Origin of the sequence: Bacteroides rodentium JCM 16496 (assembly GCF_000614125.1) — a bacterium.
Classification (GTDB): domain Bacteria; phylum Bacteroidota; class Bacteroidia; order Bacteroidales; family Bacteroidaceae; genus Bacteroides; species Bacteroides rodentium.
The window spans coordinates 26,673-47,648 of sequence record NZ_BAKJ01000029.1 but is presented as its reverse complement, the minus strand read 5'-3'; the positions used below and the strand labels follow the sequence as shown (position 1 = coordinate 47,648).

16 protein-coding genes and 4 pseudogenes are annotated in these 20,976 nt (G+C 47.6%); 5 read left to right on the top strand and 15 right to left on the bottom strand.

Translation table 11 applies throughout. The features are described from left to right. Window positions 1-9: 9 nt before the first annotated feature. From JCM16496_RS13430 to JCM16496_RS13425, 3 genes and pseudogenes are all read right to left on the bottom strand, one after another. On the bottom strand, window positions 10-786 hold the full coding sequence (locus tag JCM16496_RS13430) for a hypothetical protein (protein WP_439644533.1): 777 nt from the start codon (window positions 784-786) through the stop codon (window positions 10-12). Further along, the gene (locus JCM16496_RS25295) at window positions 786-953 is read right to left on the bottom strand and encodes a hypothetical protein (protein ID WP_439644532.1); all 168 of its coding nucleotides are present in this window, start codon (window positions 951-953) and stop codon (window positions 786-788) included. Before JCM16496_RS25295 ends, JCM16496_RS13430 begins: the two co-directional genes overlap by 1 nt. Further along, window positions 934-1,895, bottom strand: a pseudogene (locus tag JCM16496_RS13425) (stage II sporulation protein M). Before JCM16496_RS13425 ends, JCM16496_RS25295 begins: the two are co-directional and overlap by 20 nt. Window positions 1,896-1,995: 100 nt before the next feature. On the opposite strand from JCM16496_RS13425, the gene JCM16496_RS13420 reads away from it, so the two are divergent. After that, entirely contained in the window at window positions 1,996-2,721 is a 726-nt protein-coding gene (locus JCM16496_RS13420) for an RDD family protein (RefSeq protein WP_025834900.1), read from the top strand. 481 nt (window positions 2,722-3,202) lie between these two features. Further along, on the top strand, window positions 3,203-3,778 hold the full coding sequence (locus JCM16496_RS13405; protein ID WP_025834897.1) for a DUF4251 domain-containing protein: 576 nt from the start codon (window positions 3,203-3,205) through the stop codon (window positions 3,776-3,778). Here the strand turns inward: JCM16496_RS13405 and JCM16496_RS13400 are convergent. Beyond that, a pseudogene (locus JCM16496_RS13400) lies at window positions 3,779-4,360 on the bottom strand (MBL fold metallo-hydrolase); the annotation flags it as partial. Between the two features lie 151 nt (window positions 4,361-4,511). Here JCM16496_RS13400 and JCM16496_RS13395 point away from each other — a divergent pair. Next, the gene (locus tag JCM16496_RS13395) at window positions 4,512-5,387 is read left to right on the top strand and encodes a PfkB family carbohydrate kinase (RefSeq protein ID WP_025834896.1); all 876 of its coding nucleotides are present in this window, start codon (window positions 4,512-4,514) and stop codon (window positions 5,385-5,387) included. A gap of 40 nt (window positions 5,388-5,427) precedes the next feature. Here JCM16496_RS13395 and hcp read toward each other — a convergent pair. Next, window positions 5,428-7,076: pseudogene (gene hcp, locus JCM16496_RS13390) on the bottom strand (hydroxylamine reductase). A 183-nt stretch (window positions 7,077-7,259) separates the two neighbouring features. Here hcp and JCM16496_RS13385 point away from each other — a divergent pair. Then, a complete protein-coding gene (locus JCM16496_RS13385; protein WP_025834894.1) occupies window positions 7,260-7,898 on the top strand; it encodes a Crp/Fnr family transcriptional regulator in 639 nt (212 codons plus the stop codon). 52 nt (window positions 7,899-7,950) lie between these two features. After that, a complete protein-coding gene (locus JCM16496_RS13380; protein ID WP_025834891.1) occupies window positions 7,951-8,640 on the top strand; it encodes a Crp/Fnr family transcriptional regulator in 690 nt (229 codons plus the stop codon). A 1-nt stretch (window position 8,641) separates the two neighbouring features. On the opposite strand, the gene JCM16496_RS13375 is transcribed toward JCM16496_RS13380, so the two are convergent. The 10 genes and pseudogenes from JCM16496_RS13375 to queC all read right to left on the bottom strand — a co-directional run bounded on the left by JCM16496_RS13375 (window position 8,642) and on the right by queC (window position 20,944). Further along, the gene (locus JCM16496_RS13375; RefSeq protein WP_025834889.1) at window positions 8,642-9,922 is read right to left on the bottom strand and encodes an alginate export family protein; all 1,281 of its coding nucleotides are present in this window, start codon (window positions 9,920-9,922) and stop codon (window positions 8,642-8,644) included. A gap of 7 nt (window positions 9,923-9,929) precedes the next feature. After that, a complete protein-coding gene (locus JCM16496_RS13370) occupies window positions 9,930-10,721 on the bottom strand; it encodes a cytochrome c biogenesis protein (protein WP_025834887.1) in 792 nt (263 codons plus the stop codon). Continuing rightward, window positions 10,718-11,962, bottom strand: coding sequence for a cytochrome c biogenesis ResB family protein (locus tag JCM16496_RS13365; RefSeq protein ID WP_025834884.1), 1,245 nt, complete (start codon window positions 11,960-11,962; stop codon window positions 10,718-10,720). Before JCM16496_RS13365 ends, JCM16496_RS13370 begins: the two co-directional genes overlap by 4 nt. Window positions 11,963-11,993: 31 nt before the next feature. Then, window positions 11,994-13,475, bottom strand: coding sequence for an ammonia-forming cytochrome c nitrite reductase (nrfA, locus tag JCM16496_RS13360; RefSeq protein ID WP_025834883.1), 1,482 nt, complete (start codon window positions 13,473-13,475; stop codon window positions 11,994-11,996). Window positions 13,476-13,496: 21 nt separating this feature from the next. Then, complete coding sequence (nrfH, locus tag JCM16496_RS13355) at window positions 13,497-14,087, bottom strand: cytochrome c nitrite reductase small subunit (protein WP_025834882.1); 591 nt, start codon at window positions 14,085-14,087, stop codon at window positions 13,497-13,499. A gap of 197 nt (window positions 14,088-14,284) precedes the next feature. Further along, entirely contained in the window at window positions 14,285-15,409 is a 1,125-nt protein-coding gene (locus JCM16496_RS13350) for a PepSY-associated TM helix domain-containing protein (protein WP_025834880.1), read from the bottom strand. A 7-nt stretch (window positions 15,410-15,416) separates the two neighbouring features. Next, window positions 15,417-16,825, bottom strand: a pseudogene (locus JCM16496_RS13345) (DUF4374 domain-containing protein). Between the two features lie 43 nt (window positions 16,826-16,868). Further along, window positions 16,869-19,175, bottom strand: coding sequence for a TonB-dependent receptor (locus JCM16496_RS13340; protein ID WP_244440376.1), 2,307 nt, complete (start codon window positions 19,173-19,175; stop codon window positions 16,869-16,871). Window positions 19,176-19,800: 625 nt separating this feature from the next. After that, window positions 19,801-20,256: a preQ(1) synthase gene (gene queF, locus JCM16496_RS13335; protein WP_025834875.1), complete on the bottom strand. Its 456-nt coding sequence runs from the start codon at window positions 20,254-20,256 to the stop codon at window positions 19,801-19,803. A gap of 31 nt (window positions 20,257-20,287) precedes the next feature. Next, window positions 20,288-20,944, bottom strand: a complete 657-nt coding sequence (gene queC, locus JCM16496_RS13330; protein ID WP_025834873.1) for a 7-cyano-7-deazaguanine synthase QueC — start codon at window positions 20,942-20,944, stop codon at window positions 20,288-20,290. Between the last annotated feature and the right edge of the window lie 32 nt (window positions 20,945-20,976).

Genomic DNA, 20,976 nt, shown 5'->3' with positions numbered 1-20,976 from the left:
AGTCCGTTATCAGAGTTTATCAAAATTGTCAATATCACTCTCCACCATCACATAATCTATCTTTTCCGAAGCATGACCGTATTGATAAGCCAGCCCCAGCAATGAGAAAATCATGGACATATAAACGCCGAATGCCTGGACTACCGCCAGCAGATAAAGCACAAAGCTATAGGCTACCGATACAGTGGCACCGCCACCTGCATCAGTCATTGCAAAGATATATTTCACAATGGTCCCGATATACCATGGAATCATCGTCACTCCCTGCAAGATGGCGGCAATGAATCCCATAACAATGGAAATCAGTACGATACCTCCCCAGGTAGCGAAACCCAGTCGGTAGGCCTTCTTCAAGGCATCTATGATATAGATATCTTCGAACAGATAGACTGGAGCCCAAATGGCAAGTGGTACAGACACCACCACAACGAGCAAAACGAACAAGAACGCAAGCGCCATAAACGGAATGATGGTGGCCATAAAACCAACAATAAGCCCTACAAACAGCACCAAAAGCACACTAACAATCATTATCAGAAATACCCTTCTGACATTACGGAACAACAAGGGCTTCAGCATCCCTAACGTCACTCCCTCCAAGCGTTCTTCCCGTTCATTGTAAGTACGGACCAATGCGTAGACCAAAGAAATCAGCATGACAGTTCCCAGCAGATAGAGAACGGCATACAGGCTGTAATAAGTCACCAGCGCCATGATGGACGCTCCGACGACAGAAGAGTCGAACGAGCCTCCGGTCATATCACCCAAAGCCATTGTACCGCTCATCAGCCGTTCAGACTCAGTCCCTGAAGCAGACAAAGCGGCAACATCAGATATGTGGTGAATTTCATCAACGGTTTCCAGTTCTCTTTGATAAAATCAAAGGTAGCAGTTAGTTTCTCTCCAAAAGAACGTTGTGCATACAGTGCGATTTTAGGTTTCTGTGCTTCCATGCTTCTTTCTGTTAGGTAAATAAATATAATAAAAAAAGATAAACGACAAAGAGAGTAGAATAAAGCCGAACCTCACAGCATCCGGAAGTTCGGTATGGCGGGTAACAAATCCTTCTATAAATCCTGCCATGATGAATACGGGTACCGTACCCACCACTATTTTCAGTCCTTTTTTGGCTCCCCGTTTGAAAGATTCCAGCCTTGAATAGGTTCCGGGAAAGAGCCATCCGTTGCCCAAGGCAAGACCGGCGGCACCGGCTACAACAATCGCCCAGATTTCGAGTGTCCCATGCAGCCAAATGGCAAGGGAGGACTCCCAAAGCAAGTCGTGCTGATAAAAGAAGGTTTGGAAAGCCCCTATCATGATACCATTGTTAAGGAGCATGTATCCAGTGCCAAAACTGGTCAGCAGCCCCATGGCAAAGCAGTTGAAGGAGACCATGATATTGTTCAGCGTGATACTCAGAAACATGGGGAGCTCGGAAGAACCGTTATATACAGCCATGGGTTCACCATTAGCGATATTGTTCAAAGTCATATCCACATAGGAGTTTCCTAAAATCAAACGCACAAAATCGGGGTCTCCGGCAGCGGATACCACTCCTATCAATGCGCTGACCACAAATATAATGAAGGAAGCCACCAGCTCACGGCGTGCATCGTGCATGGCCGAAGGCACTTCACGGTCCAGTAGGTGATAATTCTTGACCATTTCTCGCGTTTGTTTCTATAAATGCGGTTGTGCAATGCCGAGGCAAGATTGTTCAGATAGATAGTGATGCGGGAAGCGGGGAAATGCGTTTGGGCAAAAGCCAGGTCCGCCGTAAGCTCCGTATATGCGTCGGCAAGTTCATCGGGAGACAGACTTTCCGCCTGCTCCACCATCGTTTCTGCTTGTTTCCATTTTTCGATGTTCCGCCGGATAAACGTCACTTCTTTCATACCTTATGACTATTTCAGAGAAGTTTTGTCTGAAATTGGTAACAAAAATAAGAGAATAATGATATATTTGCAATGAAATACTAAAAATGTTTTATCAGGAATGGCAGAATCTACAATTATCACCGGACAATTTGTCCGCATCAGTCAAACGCCTGCCAGTATCGGTGAGCGGCTCATTGCACTGGCCATAGACTATATTCTGCTCGGATTCTATGTATTTTCTACTTTGGCCTTGTTTTCACGGATTCATCTACCCTCTGATTTCACGATGCTTTTCTTGTTTGCCATTGTCTACCTGCCAGTCTTGTTTTATGCTTTTCTCTGCGAAATGTTCAACCAGGGACAAAGTTTCGGCAAGCGGCTGATGAACATTCGTGTCGTAAAGGCGGACGGCTCCACGCCTGGCATAGGCTCGTACCTGCTCCGATGGCTTCTCTTTCCTATCGACGGACCGGTGACCGGTGGCCTGGGACTTCTGGTCATCCTTTTGACCAAAAACAGCCAGCGAATGGGCGACCTTGCTGCCGGCACCATGGTAATCAAGGAAAAGAATTACCGCAAGATACACGTCAGCCTCGATGAGTTCGACTACCTGACCAAAGACTACCGACCTGCCTATCCACAAGCTTCCGACTTGTCATTGGAGCAAATCAACGTCATTACCCGGACCCTGCAATCGGGTAAAAAAGACCGTACACGCCGCATTGCCTCCCTTGCGAAAAAAGTGCAGGAACTTCTCTCCATCACTCCTCATGACAGTAACCCGGAAAATTTTCTTCAAACCGTTCTCCGGGACTATCAGTATTATGCCTTGGAAGAAATTTAATACGAACTTCCAACAAAGCCCCAAGAAGTGTCAAGAGCCTGTTTAAATTTTGTTCTGCATTGTTTTAAGAGTTTTCTTTGAAGATGTTTTTCTATTTTTAAGCAGATAAAAAACTTTAAAAACCCGTTGGTGGAATCAACCGCTTTCATATCCCCTTCTTAGAGGTATGCACAGGCTTCATTTTATTCTGTTTGTCGGTTTTCTCCCTGCCTGCCTCCTGTTTTCCCCTTATCTGCTCCGTGTATATATAGACGGACCAAATAAGGAGAAGATAGGGAGAAGGTAGGGAGCGGATAGGGAGAAGGTAGGAAAATGTTCTGTTTGTCGGTATTTCCACATCATCTAATTCCGACAACGGGTTTTAAAAGGAAAATTTAAACAGGCTCTAAGTCTTACATTTATTTAAGATTCAAGCCGCATCTTTTTGGCCTTTCATTTGTTAATTAGTCAGAAGGTCTTAACTAAATAACAAAGAACAATTATGAAACGAATCATTACATTAATCACACTGATGTTGGTAAGTGCATCGACCCTGATGTATGCACAGAGTAGCAGCGAAGCACGCCGGGCAGAGCGTAAAGCCCAACGAGAAGCCCAGAAAGCACGCGAAAAAGCGGAAAATGAAAGGAACTATGCCATTGCCGTCCAGGCATTGAAAGAGGGCAAGTTTGTATTGGAAGCAGACCAGCTGGTGTTCAAGAGAGGACGGAGCGCATTTGTTTCATCGACAACAAACTTCGTTATGATGGACGGTGAACACGCATCCGTACAAATAGCTGCCAACAGTGCCCTTGCAGGCCTCAACGGAATAGGCGGCATCACAGTGGACGGCAACAGAAAGGAAATGAAAATCACGACCGACAAAAAGGGAAACGTGAATTGCAACTTCAGCGTACAAGGCATCGGAATATCCGCACAAGTGCATATCACACTGACCAACGGCGGCAATAATGCATCGGCAAGAATCAGCCCGAACTTCAATTCGAATACCCTGACGCTGAACGGAGTCCTGGTTCCATTGTCCCAGTCAAACGTTTACAAAGGGCGGGCTTTATAAATGATGGACAGTCAGAATCTTTTCCGCATTCAAGTCCCTGGCCGCTTGCCCCAAATATTGGGGCATGGTATGGATATATTTCCAGTCTTCGTTATACTGCCCATTCTCCAATATGGCAAGGTCAATGCCGGTATATTGCTTGCCTATTTCGGCAAAATGCGTGTCATATCCGCTATCACCGCCCATATAAATCTTCTGCAAAGGAGTTTCGATAAGGAAAGAGGCCCATAATGCCTGATTTGCCTTCAACGAGCGGTCCGAAAAATGCCGGGCGGGCAAGCAATGTCCGAACCATACCAATACATTCTCGTCCTTGCTTATCTTGCTGAGGTCCGTCTTTATAACCGGAATCTCCGTTTCAGGACGCAAATCGGTTTCTTTCTTAAATAAGAATCCCCAGAAAGCTCCCAAACGTCCCTTTTGGGAAGTCATCATCACCGTACTGTGCAGATTCCGGAATTCTCCGTCTTTGTAATGAGGCGACTTCTTTATCCTCTCCAACCGTTCTCCTTGAGGAGCCCTCCCGAAACTCGGCTGATTGACAAAAACGAATCCCGCTATGACCGCAACAGCCAATGCCAACTATCATACGTACTCTTTTCGTTTTTAATGAATTCATATTCAATGAGGCTACATTTACAGCTGCAAATATAGTCGAATTGTTATTAAATCACTATCTTCGCGCCCAATTTACAGAATCAATACAATAAAGAAATAAAAAGCCAACAAAGAAATGAACACACACAGTCTATGTTGCATCGGTTATATTACCCAAGATAAAGTCGTAACCCCTAAAAATACCATATATATGCCGGGAGGCACCTCTTTCTACTTCGCACATGCCATCAAGCACTTGAATGCCAACGATTTTCTATTGGTAACAGCTTTGGCTGATACCGACATGGGCATTGTGGAAGACATTCGGAAAGAAGGTATTTCCGTCAAAGCCTTGCACAGCACACATTCCGTCTGTTTCGAGAATATTTATGGAGAAAACCAGAACGAACGTACACAACGTGTCACAGCAAAAGCAGACCCTTTCACCGTGGAAGGTTTGAAAGATACCGATGCACGGATTATCCACTTGGGCAGCCTGCTTGCCGACGACTTCTCTTTGGAGGTCATCAAGTTCTTGTCCGGCAAGGGACTCCTCTCGGTAGACGTGCAGGGATTTCTCCGCAAGGTGGAGAATGAAAAGGTGCTGCCCGTAGACTGGCCGGAAAAGAAAGAAGCATTGAAGTATATCCATATCCTGAAAGCCAACGAAGCAGAAATGGAAGTGCTGACCGGATGCAGTGAACCGCACGAAGCTGCATTGCTGATTGCAGACTGGGGCGTGAAGGAAGTGCTGCTGACCCTGGGAGATAAAGGTTCGCTGATATATGCCCAAGGAGAATTCCACGAAATACCCGCCTACCCTGCCCTGCAGATTACAGATGCAACGGGATGCGGAGACACCTATATGGTAGGATATCTGTATATGCGCAACAAAGGCGCGTCTTATCGGGAAGCCGGATGCTTTGCCGCCGCCATGTGTACCATAAAGCTACAATCACACGGGCCGTTCTGCGGAACGGAGGAAGCGATAAATAATGTGATAAGAGGATAAGATGATGGGGTGATAGCAGGATATCACCCCATCATCTTATTTACAATCCGAATTTCTTCAAATCATCTTCCACGTTGCCGATACCTGCAATATGGAACATATCAACCAGTACCTTGACGACATTTGGAGAAAGGAAAGCGGGCAATGTAGGTCCTAAGTGAATATCCTTCACACCGAGCTCAATAATGCCAATAATACAATAACTGCTTTCTGTTCGTACCACGCTATGTTGTAGACTATGGGAAGTTTATTAATGTCGTTCAGCTGGAATACTTCTTTCAGTTTCATGGCTATTACCGCCAGTGAATAGCTGTCATTGCACTGTCCGGCATCCAATACACGGGGAATGCCGTTGATGTCTCCCAAACCAAGTTTATTATAGCGGTATTTGGCACAACCTGCGGTCAGGATAACGGTATCTTGCGGCAAGGCTTTGGCAAATTCCGTGTAGTAGTCACGGCTCTTCATACGTCCGTCACAACCTGCCATTACGATAAAGCGGCGTATGGCCCCGGTCTTCACGGCATCTACCACCTTGTCTGCCAGTTGCAGCACCTGGTTATGGGCAAAACCGCCGATAATCTCTCCATGCTCTATCTCCACCGGAGGCTGGCATTGTTTGGCAATCTCTATGATTTCAGAAAAGTCTTTCCTGCCTTCAGCATCCTTATCAATATACTTGCAACCCGGATAGCCGGTAGAGTTGGTGGTAAACATACGTTCTTTATACACAGCATTTGCCAGAGGAGGAACGATGCAATTGGTGGTAAACAGAATCGGTCCGTTGAAGGAAGTGAATTCTTCGCGCTGTTTCCACCAGGCATTGCCATAATTGCCTACAAAATGGGAATATTTCTTGAAAGCGGGGTAATAGTGGGCAGGCAACATTTCACCATGTGTATAGACGTCTATTCCTGTGCCTTCAGTCTGCTTCAATAATTCTTCCATATCCTTCAAGTCATGGCCGCTAATTAAAATTCCCGGACGGTTCTTCACACCGATATTCACCTTTGTAATTTCAGGATTACCGTAAGTACCGGTATTGGCTGCATCCAATAGAGCCATTGTCTTTACTCCAAACTCACCAGCTTCGAGAACCAGCTTCACCCACTCCTCTGCCGATAGAGACTCAACCGCAATGGTAGCCAGTGCGCGTTGCATGAAAACATGAACCGTATCATCATTGAATCCCAGACGCATGGCATGCTCCAGATAAGCAGCCATACCTTTCAAGCCATAGACAAGTAATTCTTTCAACGAGCGGAGGTCTTCATTCTGTTCACGCAGAACACCTACTGTCTTCGCTTTTCCGGCATAGTCATCACGTGTTCCCTGCCAAGTCAGTTCATCTACTTTGGGTAGGGGCACTTTGTTATGCTTGGCCTCTCGAATCAATCCATTACGCATGGTGATTCCTTTGTCCACCCGCTTCAAGATGCTTTCATCATCGAAATTTGCATTCGTAATAGTGCAGAACAGAGCATCCGTCACAAAGATATTCACTTCTTCAGAGACCGGACAATCTGCCTTGCGCAAAACATCGGCAACGACAGAAACACCTCTAACCACAAACAGCAACAAGTCCATAGCTTGAGCCGTATGACTTTCTTTGCCACATACACCTTTCAGTATACAGCCGGTTCCTTTGGCTGTCTCCTGACATTGATAACAAAACATGTTCGGTTCCATATTCTTATTCATTTAAAAGTTTACATCATCTTTCCATAAGATAAGCGGCACCTCAGCAATAAAAATAAGCAAGCTTATTTTCTATTGCTTTCGGTTTGCATTATCTTTGTGCAAAGATGAGAGTTCTACAACGCGAAAACTGTCACGAATGTTACATCGAATCACAAAAAAGTAAAAAAGAGAATGGAAATCCATACACTATTGAAAATGCCTCCTTTTCAAGGCATAACAGAAGAAGAATTATTATCCCTCATCCTGGCACCCGAACATGCACGCAGGCAATACAAACCTGCTGACTTCATTGCCATGCAGGGAGAAGCATACCGTTCTCTATTCATATTGTGCAGCGGCAGTGTGCGTACCCAAATGGTCAGTGCAGAGGGAAAGCAACTCACCATAGAAACGCTGAAAGCCCCGCAACTGCTTGCCCCGGCTTTTGTCTTTGCCTCCGAAAACCGCTTTCCGGTAAATATCGAAGCTAAAGAGAAATGTGAGATACTCGTCATAAACAAGAATGTCTTCCTGGAATTCCTGCATCGACACCCCACTGTGATGCACAACTTTCTGCAACTGGTATCGGACAGAACTCTGTTTCTCTCCAAAAAGCTGAATGCCTTTGCCCTGCAAAGCCTGAAATCGCGCATACTGAACTATCTACGCATGCATGGCACGATACTCAACCAGCAGGAAGTGGCACAAATACTGGGAGTGGCTCGTCCCTCGCTGGCACGTGCCTTATCGGAGCTGGCAAGCGAAGGATGCATCCGGATAGAAGAGAAGGAAATGCGGATAAATGAAATCTCCGCCCAAAAGTATTTATAAAAAACGCCCGCACTTATATATTATTCTTACCTTTGTCCAAGAATAAAAAGCTATGGAAAAGATTCTACTGGATGAAAAGCACGAACAGTTATTGTTCCAAATCCCTCTACTAAGGGATTTGCCACATAATATCAAGCAATCGCTGCTTGAGAAACTGGAATATTCAGTCTATTCTATAGACAAGAAAGATATAGTTGCCCGGCAAGGCACCCCCTGCAAGAAGCTATATATACTATTGGAAGGCAAATTGCGTGTAGATATTATAGACGGCCTGGGCAATAAGGTTATGGTAGAATACATCGTTGCCCCCCGGGCCTTTGCCACTCCCCATCTCTTCGGCAGCAACACCACACTGCCGGCAACTTTTACCGCCATTGAAGACTGTATCCTATTCACTGCGACCAAAGAATCCACCTTCAAACTTATCAGCCAGGATCCCAAAGTGCTGCACAACTTCCTTTGCATAACGGGAAATTGCAATGCCTGCACGGTTTCGCGATTAAAAACCCTTTCCCGCAAAACAGTCCGCGAAAGGTTTGTCGTCTATCTGTTTGAAAACAGAACTTCCAACTCTACCAGCATCACCATAGCGCATACCCAATCTGAGCTGGCAGAATACCTCAATGTAACCCGTCCGGCACTTTCAAAGGAAATCAATAAGATGACCAAAGAAGGTATTATCCTAATGACGGGTAAGAAAATTGAGGTATTGAATGAAGCAGCTCTGAAAGAGTATATCTAAACTACCATTTTACAAACAAGATTCTCGGATTGATGTTGACAGATACCCAGCCCCAATCCTGCCAGCGTTTATGGTCGCCGCCTTTCACCACGTCCATGGACTTCGTACCCCGCATGATGGAGTAACCGGCAGAAAGTTTCACGTCCTTCATCACATTCCAGTCAAGCTGATAGTCTATCTCCGAACCCAATCCCTTTTTTACATCATCCAGCTTGGCAGCAGTAGCAAAATAGTGATAATTCAATTGCATACTCACCTGCTTGGATGTCTTGAAGTTAACACCCAACTGGGCATCTTGCAAACCGGGAGCGACTCCCTGCCAGGCAGAAGCATAGAAATAATCCATCGCTCCATAGAACTTATGATGTGTTCCGTAAAGGGGATCGAAAGCCTTGAACTTGTCACCCTCCCCGTCACTGCCACTCAGATAATCATAACCCAAGCTCACACTCCATTGCTTGTCTATGGCATAGGCAGCCTTCACGCTTGCCATAAAGGCAGATACACTCTGCGCATTCTTGTTCTTTCCGGTCTGGTAATAGAAAGCAGCCTGCACGGGCAGCCAGTTTCCCGATTCCGGTTGATAAGTCACGTAAGTACCAAACGTCTGCAAATAGCGGGTACGGGAGGTCTCGGTCTCCGCATCACCGGTTTCCAGCCCCAGATTCATGAACAATAAAGAGACATCAAGATTGGAAGCTTGCGCCGCATAATGATACCAAAGGGTCTGCATATTCTTGTAAGGTTGCGCACCGTCATAATAATAGGTACCGCCTTTTGACTTTTCCTTGTTCTGATTGAAGGCAAGAATGAAATGCAGTTGGTGGGCATTCTTGGCATAGCCCAGCTTCAAGGCATCGTGATAGCGGCCTGCGACATTCCAGTCCAGTCCTCCTAAAATACGTTCGTCGTCATAAGACAAGGTCTGACGTCCCAGTTGTGCAAAAAAACCGGCACCGAAATCGAGCTTTGCCCATGCTTCGTTCATGATGAAACGCCCGTTAGTATCTATCTGCGGGTCTTGTCCCCACACCCCTACATGCTGGGCGGAAATCTTCATGCTCAAGTCCGAGCGTTTGTACTCCATGGAAAGGCGTGCACGGTTGTTGATGAATGCAGCTGCTTTGTCCCCCTCGAAACGTGGGAACTGTGCACCGTTACGGTATTCTGCACGGGGTCTGATTTGCATCGACATGGTGAATTCGTTCTCTTTCTCCGCACTTTGCGCCCACAACATTCCGGGCAACAGCCACAAGCCTAATGCCAAATAAACTATCTTCATAAGTATTTTAATTTAAGTTATACGTATGTACACTCACTCCTTGTGCCGAGGGCAAATAATTGATGCCGTACCAGCACATTTGCAACAGCAGAAAAGAAACAAGCAGGCCGACCAATGCCTTGCGACGTGCCGCGGGACGCCCCAGACGGAAATGGATATATGCCAGATAGGAAAACCAGGTAGCCGCCGCCCAAGTCTCTTTAGGGTCCCATGCCCAATAGTGTCCCCAAGCAGCTTTTGCCCAGACGGCACCGGACAACATACCCAGCGTCATGAAAGCAAGCCCTACATAAGTCAGATTATCGCACAGAGCCATCTCATGCCTTTCAATCCCCTTCTTCTTGAACCACAGCAGGTAGACGGCCATCACCATAGCGGCACCCAGCATGGCGTAGGCAAACATATAAACAATGACATGAGGAGTGAACCACGGGCTCTGCAAGGCAGGCATCAAAGTCTTATTGTGTATTTCGGGCTTGAATATATTGATGCAGACAAACACCAGTGACAAAATGGTACTGAAACCAAGAATCCATTTATACTTCCAACGGCTGTAAGTGATGATTCCCGCCAACGGAAGAAAAAACGAATACCACAGACGGGTCTCTCCCATCGTCCGCATCGGAGGACGTTCCAAAGAAATCCACATACCGACAATGAAACTGAAAAAGACAACCAGTCCCAGGCAGGTAAAGGTATATACCACTGCCGGACGTTTGCCACGCCATGCAGCGAAAGCTCCCAGTCCCCAGAAGAGTAAAGCGACAATGGCAAACAGAGCAAAATAATCCCAACTCATACCGTCTCCTCCTTTCTTTCTTCTTTTCCTTTTGGTGCATTGACAAACAAGCAGACTGCCCCCAGCACCATCATTATAATGCCGGCATATACAGCCGGGAGCCAGGGGTCGCGCACCAGTTCAAAGACACTGACGTCACTCCACCGTCCCTTCGTCTCGTCATAACTCAATTGATAAATATTCCACCCGGATATCTTCAACGGACGGTTCACCTCGATAGTGTCTTCCACCACATCTCCCGCCTGCGTATAAACCGTAACAGCGGACACAAACCGTTGCGGTTCACGTTCGGGCATCACCAGACTGGTCTGCTCCGACAAGCGCAATGCCTTATAGGGGAACATGAAGCTGCCGCAACTCACCCATCCCTCCTTCGACTGTCCGGAGGCGGTATTCACCGCTTTCAGATAAACGGCATAGGCAGCTCCCATCGAATGGAATTCAGTAAACTTCAAGGTATCTTCCGTAGCCACGGAGGCAGCCATCGGAATGGTTTGAAAGATGGAGATGTCCCAATCCAGCAATTTTCCCCGTTCCACCCTCTCTTCCAGCAACAAATGTTCCGGCATATCCTTCGGCAGTGCCTGCCCCGTCTCATTGTCTATCAGCATCAGTTTGGGAGGATACTCGTGTATGGTAAATTCTTTCAGCTCAACGGCAAGCGGAAGTTCCGTCAGCTTGCCGCCTTCATCTGTGGCACGCCATTCGGTCTTGCCCAATTGGGTAATCATTTTAAGACGCTGCATGTCCGCATTGCCCAGCGTTGCCGTCAGAAGGGCAACAAACAAGCCGACATGATTCAGCAGAAAAGGAATCTTACGCACATTGAAGGGGATAGCGGCACGGAGAATAGTCATCCCTAAGACAGCAACCAGCCAGACATAAAGTAACACAAACGGCCAAAAAGAAAGCATTTTCGAAAAGCCGATGACATCTGCCGAAGGATGGGTGGAGGGAACCTGCCGTACCAACCCCATAATGACAGTGATAGCCGCCACACAGACCAGGGAAGAAACTGCAGCCGTATAATGACTGAGCCATCCGAAACAATACACCCGTTTGCGAAGCCCATGCATCCCTGCCAGCAACAGCAAGAACAACACCAGAACAATGATATTGACCGGCCATGCAAACAAGCCCCAACGAATGCCTCCAACGCTCCACTGTAACAGCAAGCCCGTGACAAACAGTCCTGCCCCACAGATAAGACCTTCCTTATATCCCCACGGTTTCTTCCACATCTTCTGATTTATGATTTGACGATGTACAAATTTATTTTAGTGCTAACCGGTTGTTAGCTTTCGCTTTTTCCAGCCAAGCCGGTGCTGTAGTCTTCAGGAAATTGTCCTTTGCAGCTCTTTCGGCATCCATATCGAGCCCGATATATTCCTGCGCCTTGTCTTTGGTGGAGATATCCGGCATAGGAACATCGTCTGTATATCCATGCTTCGCCAGCACCTTGGAGATAGCCAAACGCGCCTGCATGGCTCTATCCAACCCATGAGACAAGACACGCTGGATTTCTTGCGGTGCGTGGAAAGAGCCGCCGTGAGATGCCACACCGAAATCCCAACGCCATTGCGCCTGACGAATCAGCGCCAACACATCTTTCATCTGCTCTTCCGTAGCTCCCTTATCCCAAGCAAATTTAGCTTCGATATGGGCTTTGGCAAGTTCCTGCTCCAAGCGGTTACGGATTTCATTGGCCTTGCGCTGGCGTTCGTAGACGTTGTTGCGCAAAGTTTCCTCACTTTCGCGGTGGCAGGTTTGGCAGGTACGGTCTATCATAGCCAACGGACTCTGTATATGGTGGTCGCTGAACTTCACGCCACCTTCACTCTTATAAGGCATGTGGCAGTCCGCACACGATACGCCACGCTGGCCGTGAATACCCATCTGGGCTATTTCAAAATCGGGATGTTGCGCTTTCAGGATAGGGGTACGGCTCAACTTGTGTATATAGTCGTAGAAACCAGCCTCATCATAATAGGCTTCCATGTCTTCCACCGTAAAACCTTTGTCCCAGGGGAAAGTCAGGTACTTGCCGTCGCCCTTGAAGTAATACTCCACATGGCACTGCGCACATACCAGTGAGCGCATCTCCTGCGGAGTGGCCTTGGTAATATCCTTGCCTTGGCGTTCAAAAGCCTCTATCAAAGCCGGACGGCTGATATGCAGGTTCATGTTTTCCGGTTCGTGGCAGTCGGCACAACCAATCGGGTTTACAATTTCATCGCCCAAAGCGCCCCACTTATTGTTATAGAAAGCATCCACACCGATAGCTTCCATCATGCGGGGCACATCGGGGCTCTTGCAAGTCCAGCAGGTAGAAGGCTGCGGGCCATCCGTAGCAGTGGCAGGCGCACCGGTACGAAGAGTTGCCGTAATGTCCTCGATGGCATGCATATGTCCGCGCGGAGTGGAATAGTCTTTGGAGAAGGCATATCCCGCCCAGAGCACTACCATCTCGGGACGCTGTTCCAATACATCCACAGCCACATTTCCATTGAATTCACTCTGGAAGTCGGTCTTGGCAGTTTCAGTCCATGTCTGATACTCACGGGGGAAGTCACTCTTAAAGACTTCGTTGCGTGCCTCAATTTCCTCAATCACTGTTTTGCGGTTATTGAATACACTTGCCAGCTCGGCCCTGCGCTCCATCAAGGCAGAAACACATAGCCCCAAGACAAATACAACGACCATTGAACCACCGAACAACAGCCATCCTTGCCACGATTTTAATCTCTTTTCCATATCTATGAAGATTTATTGTTATTATTCCTTTATCAGTTTCTGCAACCACTCCGGCACGGGAGATTCCGGATAGGGTACCAATGCAGCGGGTGTAGACGAAAGACTGTTCATTCCGCCATGAGGCACGTCGCGGTGGCAATCCCAGCATGCCTTTCCGTCGCCGGTGAGGGTCATCATGTAGTCTATTTTACCAGCATCCACAAACTCGTTGGTCAGTTGCGTATGGCAACGGATGCAATTATTCATAATGACCTGCGCACTTGCTGCCTCGGCTTGGATGGCCTGCGGCTCGCTTTTAATGAGAAAGGCACCCACGTGCTTCATGCCGTCCATGCCTTTGAAAGCCCATTTCTTTACTATATTCTCATGAGGGACATGGCAATCGTTACAAGTGGCATCCCGGCTGTGGGAACTGTGCATCCAGGTTGCATAATAAGGAGCCATGATGTGGCAGTTGACACATGCCGCAGGGTCATCTCCCAGATAAGTGTGCGCCCGGAGAAGATACATAAACAAGCCTCCTCCGCCGACGAGGACACCGCATACAATGAGTGCCGTTACTTTCCATCTGTAGGACGGAAATAGTTTACTTATGATTGGTAACTTCGCCATAAAATGAATATTTTCAGCAAAAATAGGCAGTTACAATCTAAAAAAGTGTAATCATGATTACATTTTTCCATTTATTTTTCAGTATTTTTAATAAAGCATTCATTCTCCAGACATACCTATATGAAAACGTCCACAAAACACGCACGCCTGCGCATCTTGTGGACATCTTCATCCTTTTATAAAACTGCCTGCTTTTTCTAAGCAACTTTCTTTAATTGCATATTCGCTTTCCTACTGCCCTTCCGAACCAATCTGCGAATCCAAAGATAATAGCCCGTCAGCGGCAAACTGGCCCCTACCAAAGCGGCAAGGAAACTCAATATGCGGGTGGTCAGCCCTCCCCAACTGCCTACATGAACGGAGAATATCCAGCCACGGATTTTTCCTGAAGCGTCGGCATCCTTATATAAGGTAGCCCCGGTGATTTCACCGCTACGGGGATTGAACGTATAGCGGTCGGCAGCACGCTGGTTGCCCAACCGATTGAAAGAAACCGTAGCAGAGCCTTTGGACACGGTAATCTGTTTATAATCGGGATTGAGTTCCTTCAGTTCTTCGTAAACCTTCTGCCAGCTTGTAAAAGGAGAGTGGGCAGCAGTTTGTGCCGGAGCACCATGTCCTCCACCCCCTTGCGTGGTTTCCACTCCGAAAACTTTGTAGAAGCCGGTGCGGTACCAGGAGAAAGACCATGTCAGTCCCGTAAGCGCCATTACCAACAGAAGAACCAGCGTGTACATACCGCCTGCCACATGCAGGTCGTAGCAGAACCGACGCCAACCCTTACCGGCAACAATCTTCAAACTGTTCTTCAAAGCCTTTTTTGTACGGGGCCACCAGATGACAATGCCCGATAACAGTACAAAGACAAACATCAGCGTGGCAGTGCCCACAATCATTTTCCCCCAGAAGATGCCTCCATCGGGCTTCATGCTGTCCAACAACCATCGGTGCAAGCGGAACATTGTCATGAAAAACGGCGCACGCTCATACTTGCCCTTTATCTCACCCGTATACTGGTCTACATAGACGGAAGTACGACGAGGTTTGGAAAGGTTCACCTGCCAGGCACGCTCCGGAGCAGACGAGGCTGTGACACCCGTCACAGAAACACTATCCGGCAGAGTAGCGGCTACTTTTTCGGCCACCTTGCCCATGGGAAGCGGTGCCGGCCCGACTTTCTCCACATAGTAGAGGTCGCGGCGGCAAAGCTCCATCACCTCCGTCTCGAATACCAGCATGGCTCCGGAAAAACAGATAAGGGTAATCAGTAGCCCGAAGGGGACTGAAAGCCATAAATGTATCTTACGAAAAACTTTTTTCATAGGAGCTTTATTCCAGTTTACCTACACCATTCAGTTGGGTTGCATTGACAACCAGACCCTTGGTAGCTGTTGCATTGGCAGGGTCTACCTTATAGATGGCAGGATAGCCGGAAGAGGTAGTGACTGCCACATATGCGTTGCCATTTTCCATGTACGGGGTATTACCAAAGCCGGAAACATCGCCTGGAAGGCGTCCACATAAGTCAAAGCTCCGGTGGAGGCATTGAAGACGGCAAGTCGGTTGGCAACCTTGTCTGATGCCGTAATTGCCTTATCATACATCAGCAGCAGGAAATAATTACCTGAAATATACCAAGTGCGCAAGAAAGAGGCGCCATTGGCTTTCTCTTCAAGATTATAGTAATAAGCGGCATCAAATTCCTCTGCTTTGGTATCGATGCGTACAACTCCAGCAGGCAATGTAGTCTGCTGACGCGAGTCACTCATGGTCTTGGCATAGCTCGGAGAAAATACATATACATAGCCGTCGTCGGCAAGCCAGTTCATCTGGTAGTACTGTGAGCGGTTACGTCCGGCAGCATAACTGATTTTGTCTGTAGTGATGACCTTATGAGAATTCAGTGTCTGATCACCAAAGATAGCGATATGGCATTCATTAGGATACTGGGTCCATTGCAATTCGTCCTTCTCATAGGCACCGCTACCCTGCCCGCCGGATTCTGTCTTTATTAAATCCTCATTACCGGAAAGCACCCACTTGTAGCTACCGTCTTCGTTCTTCTGCATGCAACCATACTGGCTAAGCCCCATGGGAATGGCTGCTGCATAAACCTTACTGCCTACTTGTTCTATACCGGCCAGTGTTACGTATTCACCATTTTCAAGGAAATTTTCGGCAAGAAATGGAGTATCCTTTGTTACCGAGTTCTTTGTATAAGTCTGTTTCTCGACATCCAGATAGGAAATCAAAAAAGATTGGGGAGTATATCCATTTGCATCATTCAGTTCCGTAGGGCCGTCGCCGGTAGAAGTCGTCATTATAAATTGGTCATAATAGCCGTAGGTAGTGAAACGATTGACGTTATACTCCTGGCTACGTTTTTCCAGTTCACCGTTTGTATTCATAATGAACGACTGGGTAGTGCCTGCATTTCCCTGGTGATAGTTCAAGGCATACAGATATTTGTTTCCGTAGAACACCCAGTAAGTAGCCCCATCGTTCACAAGGCCATTGCCGGCAGCAGTAATTTCACCGCTTTCCAGCGACTCGGCTGTCAGCAGGACAGGAACGGAGCTACCTGAAACTGTAGCCGTGGCAGCTATCACATAGTTACCCTTTGAGCCGGAACCAGAACCGGAGCCGGAACCCGGTTCGTCTGTGTCTGTACAAGAAATTAAAGCCATTCCGGTCATTGCCATTGCAAAGAAGCCGGACAAAAGATAGTTCTTCTTCATTTGTTCTTCTTATTAATTACACCTATTAAAACCATTATATTTATTAATCACCAAAATGTACACGTACCTTGCCATAGAATGCACGCCCGGCTTTCTGAAGACTGAAGTTGTCGTACAAATCCTCGTTCGTGAAGTTGCGGCATTCAAACGAGATATTATAGCGGCCATTCTTCAGACTATAGCTCAATGTCAGGTTATGGGAGAACTGGTCGGGTACCATGAAATCCTTGTTCTTGCTACCGATGGCCTGCGAATAGTAGGAGAAGCTGTGCATGTACTGGTTGTCGTAAGTCACGGACAGCATATTCCCTTTCTTCCAGAGGTCGCGCCAATAGAAGTTTACGTCAAAATCAGCAAACTGATAGGGCACATTGGGAATGCGTGCCTTGTAACCGAGATTTTCCACAGAGTTGCCGGTACTGCCGATTTGCATCTTCTCATTGTCACGCACATTCATCTGCGTGAAGTTGCCGCCCACACTCAGCCAGCGTCCGAAGCCATAGCGTGCCGATACATTGTATCCCTTCGTCAGTACCTTGCCGTAGTTGGTATAAGTGGCCCCTTCTTTTCCTCCGCTCAAGTCCTGGATATTACGCTGGATATAATCCTTCGTATTGCGGTATACCACACCGCCTTCCACGTAGACGGAATGTTTTCCAAAACTCCGGGAATAACTCAGGTTCAAGTTGATGTTGTCACTTTTCTCGGGGCGGATGCCGATGTCTCCACTCTCCAGGTCTTCGTCACCAAACATCTCTTCGATAGTGGGCAGGCGGTAAGCTTTTTCATAAGAGAGCTTCGCCTGCAAGCCGGGCAAGATGAAGTAGGTTCCGGCAGCACCATATCCCCAAGAGTCTACCGTACGGCTGGTGCGTACATAATTACTACCGGTATCATCCTCGGCCATAGGTCCTGCCACATACTGGCGGTAGTATTTGCCGAATGCCGAGAAGTTCCACTTTTCGGAAGGCATCAGGCGGTATGACAAACCGGAGATATTCTTGCGGGTCTGCTTGGCAATGGCATCCGTCTGTTCTTCCACCGCCAACAGTGAAGTATTATCACGCTGGAATGCACTCAACACATGATTGAAAGTCAGCATGTGGACTCTGGCAATGCGGTAATTCAAGGTCAAAGTACCGTTCCAATTGTCATTATCGGCACGGGAATACTGGCGGGACTGTTCGCCGGGGCTGTTCAGCGGATGTTTCTCACCAAGCCAGTTGTATTCGTAGCGGGCAGTATCCACATTCGTAGTGGCATTGCGATTGTAGTTGGCTGTCAGCACCATATCCAGCCCCTTGATTATCAGGTTGCGTTTGCTGTATTCCATCGAAGGCATCAGTGAATGACCGAAGCGGTGCTTTTCCCCGAAGACTGTCTTCTGGCGTACGCCGGTCTGTATGTCCTTGTACATGTGCGAATAGGTGAAACCGAACATCAGCCGGTCCACCCAACTTTTGTCCACAATACCCGCTTTAGCCACAATGGCTTCGTTGTGGTAAGTATCATTGAAACGCTTCACACACACCTTCTCACTTTCGTTGAAGCTGCCCGTCTCAAAATTCTTTACCGGTGCATCTACATGATAATCGTTGTCCGAGTAGTTTTGAAAGGCATTGATTTCATAGCTGAAACCGTTCTTGAAAGTCTGTCCGAAGTTAACGTATGAGCGGTGGGTGTTGAACGAGCCGTAAGAATAAGAAGCATCCAGGAACCAGTTCCGGCGTTTCTTGTTGGTAACAATATTGATGACACCGCCAATGGCATCCGTACCGAAGCCCACGGGAACTACACCCTTATATACCTCTATACGGTCGGCAAAGCTCACCGGAATATTGTTCAGGCTAAAGGAGCTTCCCACACCTTCCTGCGGCACACCGTCAATGAACACCTTGACGTGCTTTCCGCTAAAACCGTCCAGCATCAACTGCATGTCCGAACCTACCCCACCCGACTCACGGAGTTTCATGCCCGGAGCCTTGGTCAAGGCATCGCTCAGATTCTTCGTGGTGTTCTGGAGTTCCTTTGTATCGACTGCCACAGCATTGAATGCCGACCTCTTCACCCGGCTCACTCCGGTAGAAACGATAGTCACCTCGTCCAGCTGTTGCGTTTCGGGAGCGATGGTTATGTTCAGCTTCATCCGCTCATCACCCGCCAGCTTCACCTTTTTCTCCACCTTTGTATAACCTACGGCAGACACCACCAGCGTATAGTCGCCGGCAGGCGCCTTGATGTGATAGAGGCCTTCCTGATTCGTGGTTCCTCCATAACTCGTCCCTTTCAGATAAACAGTCGCAAAATCCACCGTTTCTTTTTCCGTAGAAATGATTCTACCCGAAATCATCCCTCCTCCCCTCTGCGCATGTACAGACAGAGAAGCCAACAGAAGGAAAAACAGCAGCGGGAATGTAAGTGTATATGCCTTCAATTTTACAAGAATTATAAGTTGTTGTTAGTAAACCGATGCAAAGGTCATTATTAACAGCCAACTGTGCAATCGCTTATTGTAGGTAATTGTATGGAGTGGATTTATCATATATATCATACCTGGCAATCACCATTGATAGGTATTATCAGTGAACATCCTACAACAAACTTGTGTAATTTGTGTTCCTTTTTCTCCTTTTGACACTCCTTCCAATTAAGTATCTGTCGGACAAACCGTTCTTAGCAAGTAATGCGAACCAGCAGTTGGCGGTCCGTCGGGAATAGGAGCGTTTGCGGAGCCGTACCACATACCGCATCGTCGGATACCGGTGAAAAAGATGCCGGCATCCTATAAAAAAAAGTTCGGGGAATCAATACTAAAATGCCTGAAAACAGGAAGAAAGTTCTATCCCAAGGCTTGGGATAGAAAAACCAAACCTTGGGACAGACATCCCAAGCCTTGGGATACATATCCGCAATGTGGGGATAGGATTTGCTCCCAAAGCCTCCCTTTATTTGCGGAGGCCTTCGAAGAGCGGTCCTCATTCACGGTTCATCAAACGATGCTCCGCCATCTGCTCGAACTTCGTGCCGGGACGTCCATAATTGGCATACGGATAAATGGAGATGCCTCCGCGCGGGGTGAAGATACCCGTCACCTCAATATACTTAGGGTTCATCAAATGAATGAGGTCTTTCATTATGATGTTCACGCAATCTTCGTGGAAAGCACCATGATTGCGGAAGCTGAACAAGTAGAGTTTCAAACTCTTGCTCTCTACCATCTTGACATCGGGGATATAGCAAATCCGTATTTCCGCAAAGTCCGGTTGCCCCGTGATGGGACAGAGACTGGTGAATTCGGGACAGTTGAAACGCACCCAGTAGTCATTGCCGGGATGCTTGTTATCAAATGCCTCCAATACTTTGGGGGCATAGTCCTGACGGTATTCTGTCTTTCTCCCCAAAAGGGAAAGTTGGTCTTTCAATTCTGTCATAGCCATATATTTTTAGTGATACAAGTGTGCCTCATTTAGTAGAAGCCAAAAACTTTTCCAATCCTTCTCTGCGCAACGTGCATGCCGGGCAGTGTCCACAACCGTCTCCCGGGATACCGTTATAGCAAGTCAGCGTTTCGTGGCGTATAAGTTCGAGCACTCCAAGCTCGTCTGCCAGCGCCCAGGTCTCCGCTTTGTCAATCCACATCAGTGGGGTGTGCAGTACGAATTGCTCGTCCATAGCCAGGTTCAGCGTCACGTTAAGCGACTTGATGAAAGCATCCCGACAATCGGGATAACCGCTGAAATCGGTCTGCGACACCCCCGTCACAATGTGATTAATCCCCCGCTCACGGGCGTAGACGGCGGCTATACTCAGGAAAAACAGATTGCGTCCCGGCACAAAAGTATTCGGAAAGCTGTCCGCCGGCTTTTCCTGGTCCATCTCCATGCCGGCATCTGTCAATGAATTATGTCCCAGCCGGCCGATAAAGGAAACATCCATTACTTCGAACTCCACACCTGCCTTACGGGCAATGGCCCTCGCCAAGTCCACTTCCTTCTGATGCTTCTGTCCATACAGAAAACTCAGCGCATACACTTTCTTAAATTCACGTTTTGCCCAAAAGAGGCAAGTGGTCGAGTCCTGCCCGCCACTGAATACCACCAAAGCTGTGTCCTTATTCATCTTGTTAAAAGGAGGGTGTGTCGAAACTGGTA

Excerpts from the sequence above, each read along its gene's own strand:
- JCM16496_RS13385 (WP_025834894.1), top strand. The coding sequence starts at position 7,260 with ATGGAAATCCATACACTATTGAAAATGCCTCCTTTTCAAGGCATAACA.
- JCM16496_RS13340 (WP_244440376.1), bottom strand. The coding sequence starts at position 19,175 with ATGATTTCGGGTAGAATCATTTCTACGGAAAAAGAAACGGTGGATTTT.
- JCM16496_RS13350 (WP_025834880.1), bottom strand. The coding sequence starts at position 15,409 with ATGAAAAAAGTTTTTCGTAAGATACATTTATGGCTTTCAGTCCCCTTC.
- JCM16496_RS13405 (WP_025834897.1), top strand. The coding sequence starts at position 3,203 with ATGAAACGAATCATTACATTAATCACACTGATGTTGGTAAGTGCATCG.
- JCM16496_RS13375 (WP_025834889.1), bottom strand. The coding sequence starts at position 9,922 with ATGAAGATAGTTTATTTGGCATTAGGCTTGTGGCTGTTGCCCGGAATG.
- JCM16496_RS13420 (WP_025834900.1), top strand. The coding sequence starts at position 1,996 with ATGGCAGAATCTACAATTATCACCGGACAATTTGTCCGCATCAGTCAA.
- JCM16496_RS13430 (WP_439644533.1), bottom strand. The coding sequence starts at position 786 with ATGAGCGGTACAATGGCTTTGGGTGATATGACCGGAGGCTCGTTCGAC.
- JCM16496_RS13380 (WP_025834891.1), top strand. The coding sequence starts at position 7,951 with ATGGAAAAGATTCTACTGGATGAAAAGCACGAACAGTTATTGTTCCAA.
- JCM16496_RS13395 (WP_025834896.1), top strand. The coding sequence starts at position 4,512 with ATGAACACACACAGTCTATGTTGCATCGGTTATATTACCCAAGATAAA.
- nrfA (WP_025834883.1), bottom strand. The coding sequence starts at position 13,475 with ATGGAAAAGAGATTAAAATCGTGGCAAGGATGGCTGTTGTTCGGTGGT.
- nrfH (WP_025834882.1), bottom strand. The coding sequence starts at position 14,087 with ATGGCGAAGTTACCAATCATAAGTAAACTATTTCCGTCCTACAGATGG.
- queC (WP_025834873.1), bottom strand. The coding sequence starts at position 20,944 with ATGAATAAGGACACAGCTTTGGTGGTATTCAGTGGCGGGCAGGACTCG.
- JCM16496_RS13365 (WP_025834884.1), bottom strand. The coding sequence starts at position 11,962 with ATGTGGAAGAAACCGTGGGGATATAAGGAAGGTCTTATCTGTGGGGCA.
- JCM16496_RS13370 (WP_025834887.1), bottom strand. The coding sequence starts at position 10,721 with ATGAGTTGGGATTATTTTGCTCTGTTTGCCATTGTCGCTTTACTCTTC.
- queF (WP_025834875.1), bottom strand. The coding sequence starts at position 20,256 with ATGACAGAATTGAAAGACCAACTTTCCCTTTTGGGGAGAAAGACAGAA.
- JCM16496_RS25295 (WP_439644532.1), bottom strand. The coding sequence starts at position 953 with ATGGAAGCACAGAAACCTAAAATCGCACTGTATGCACAACGTTCTTTT.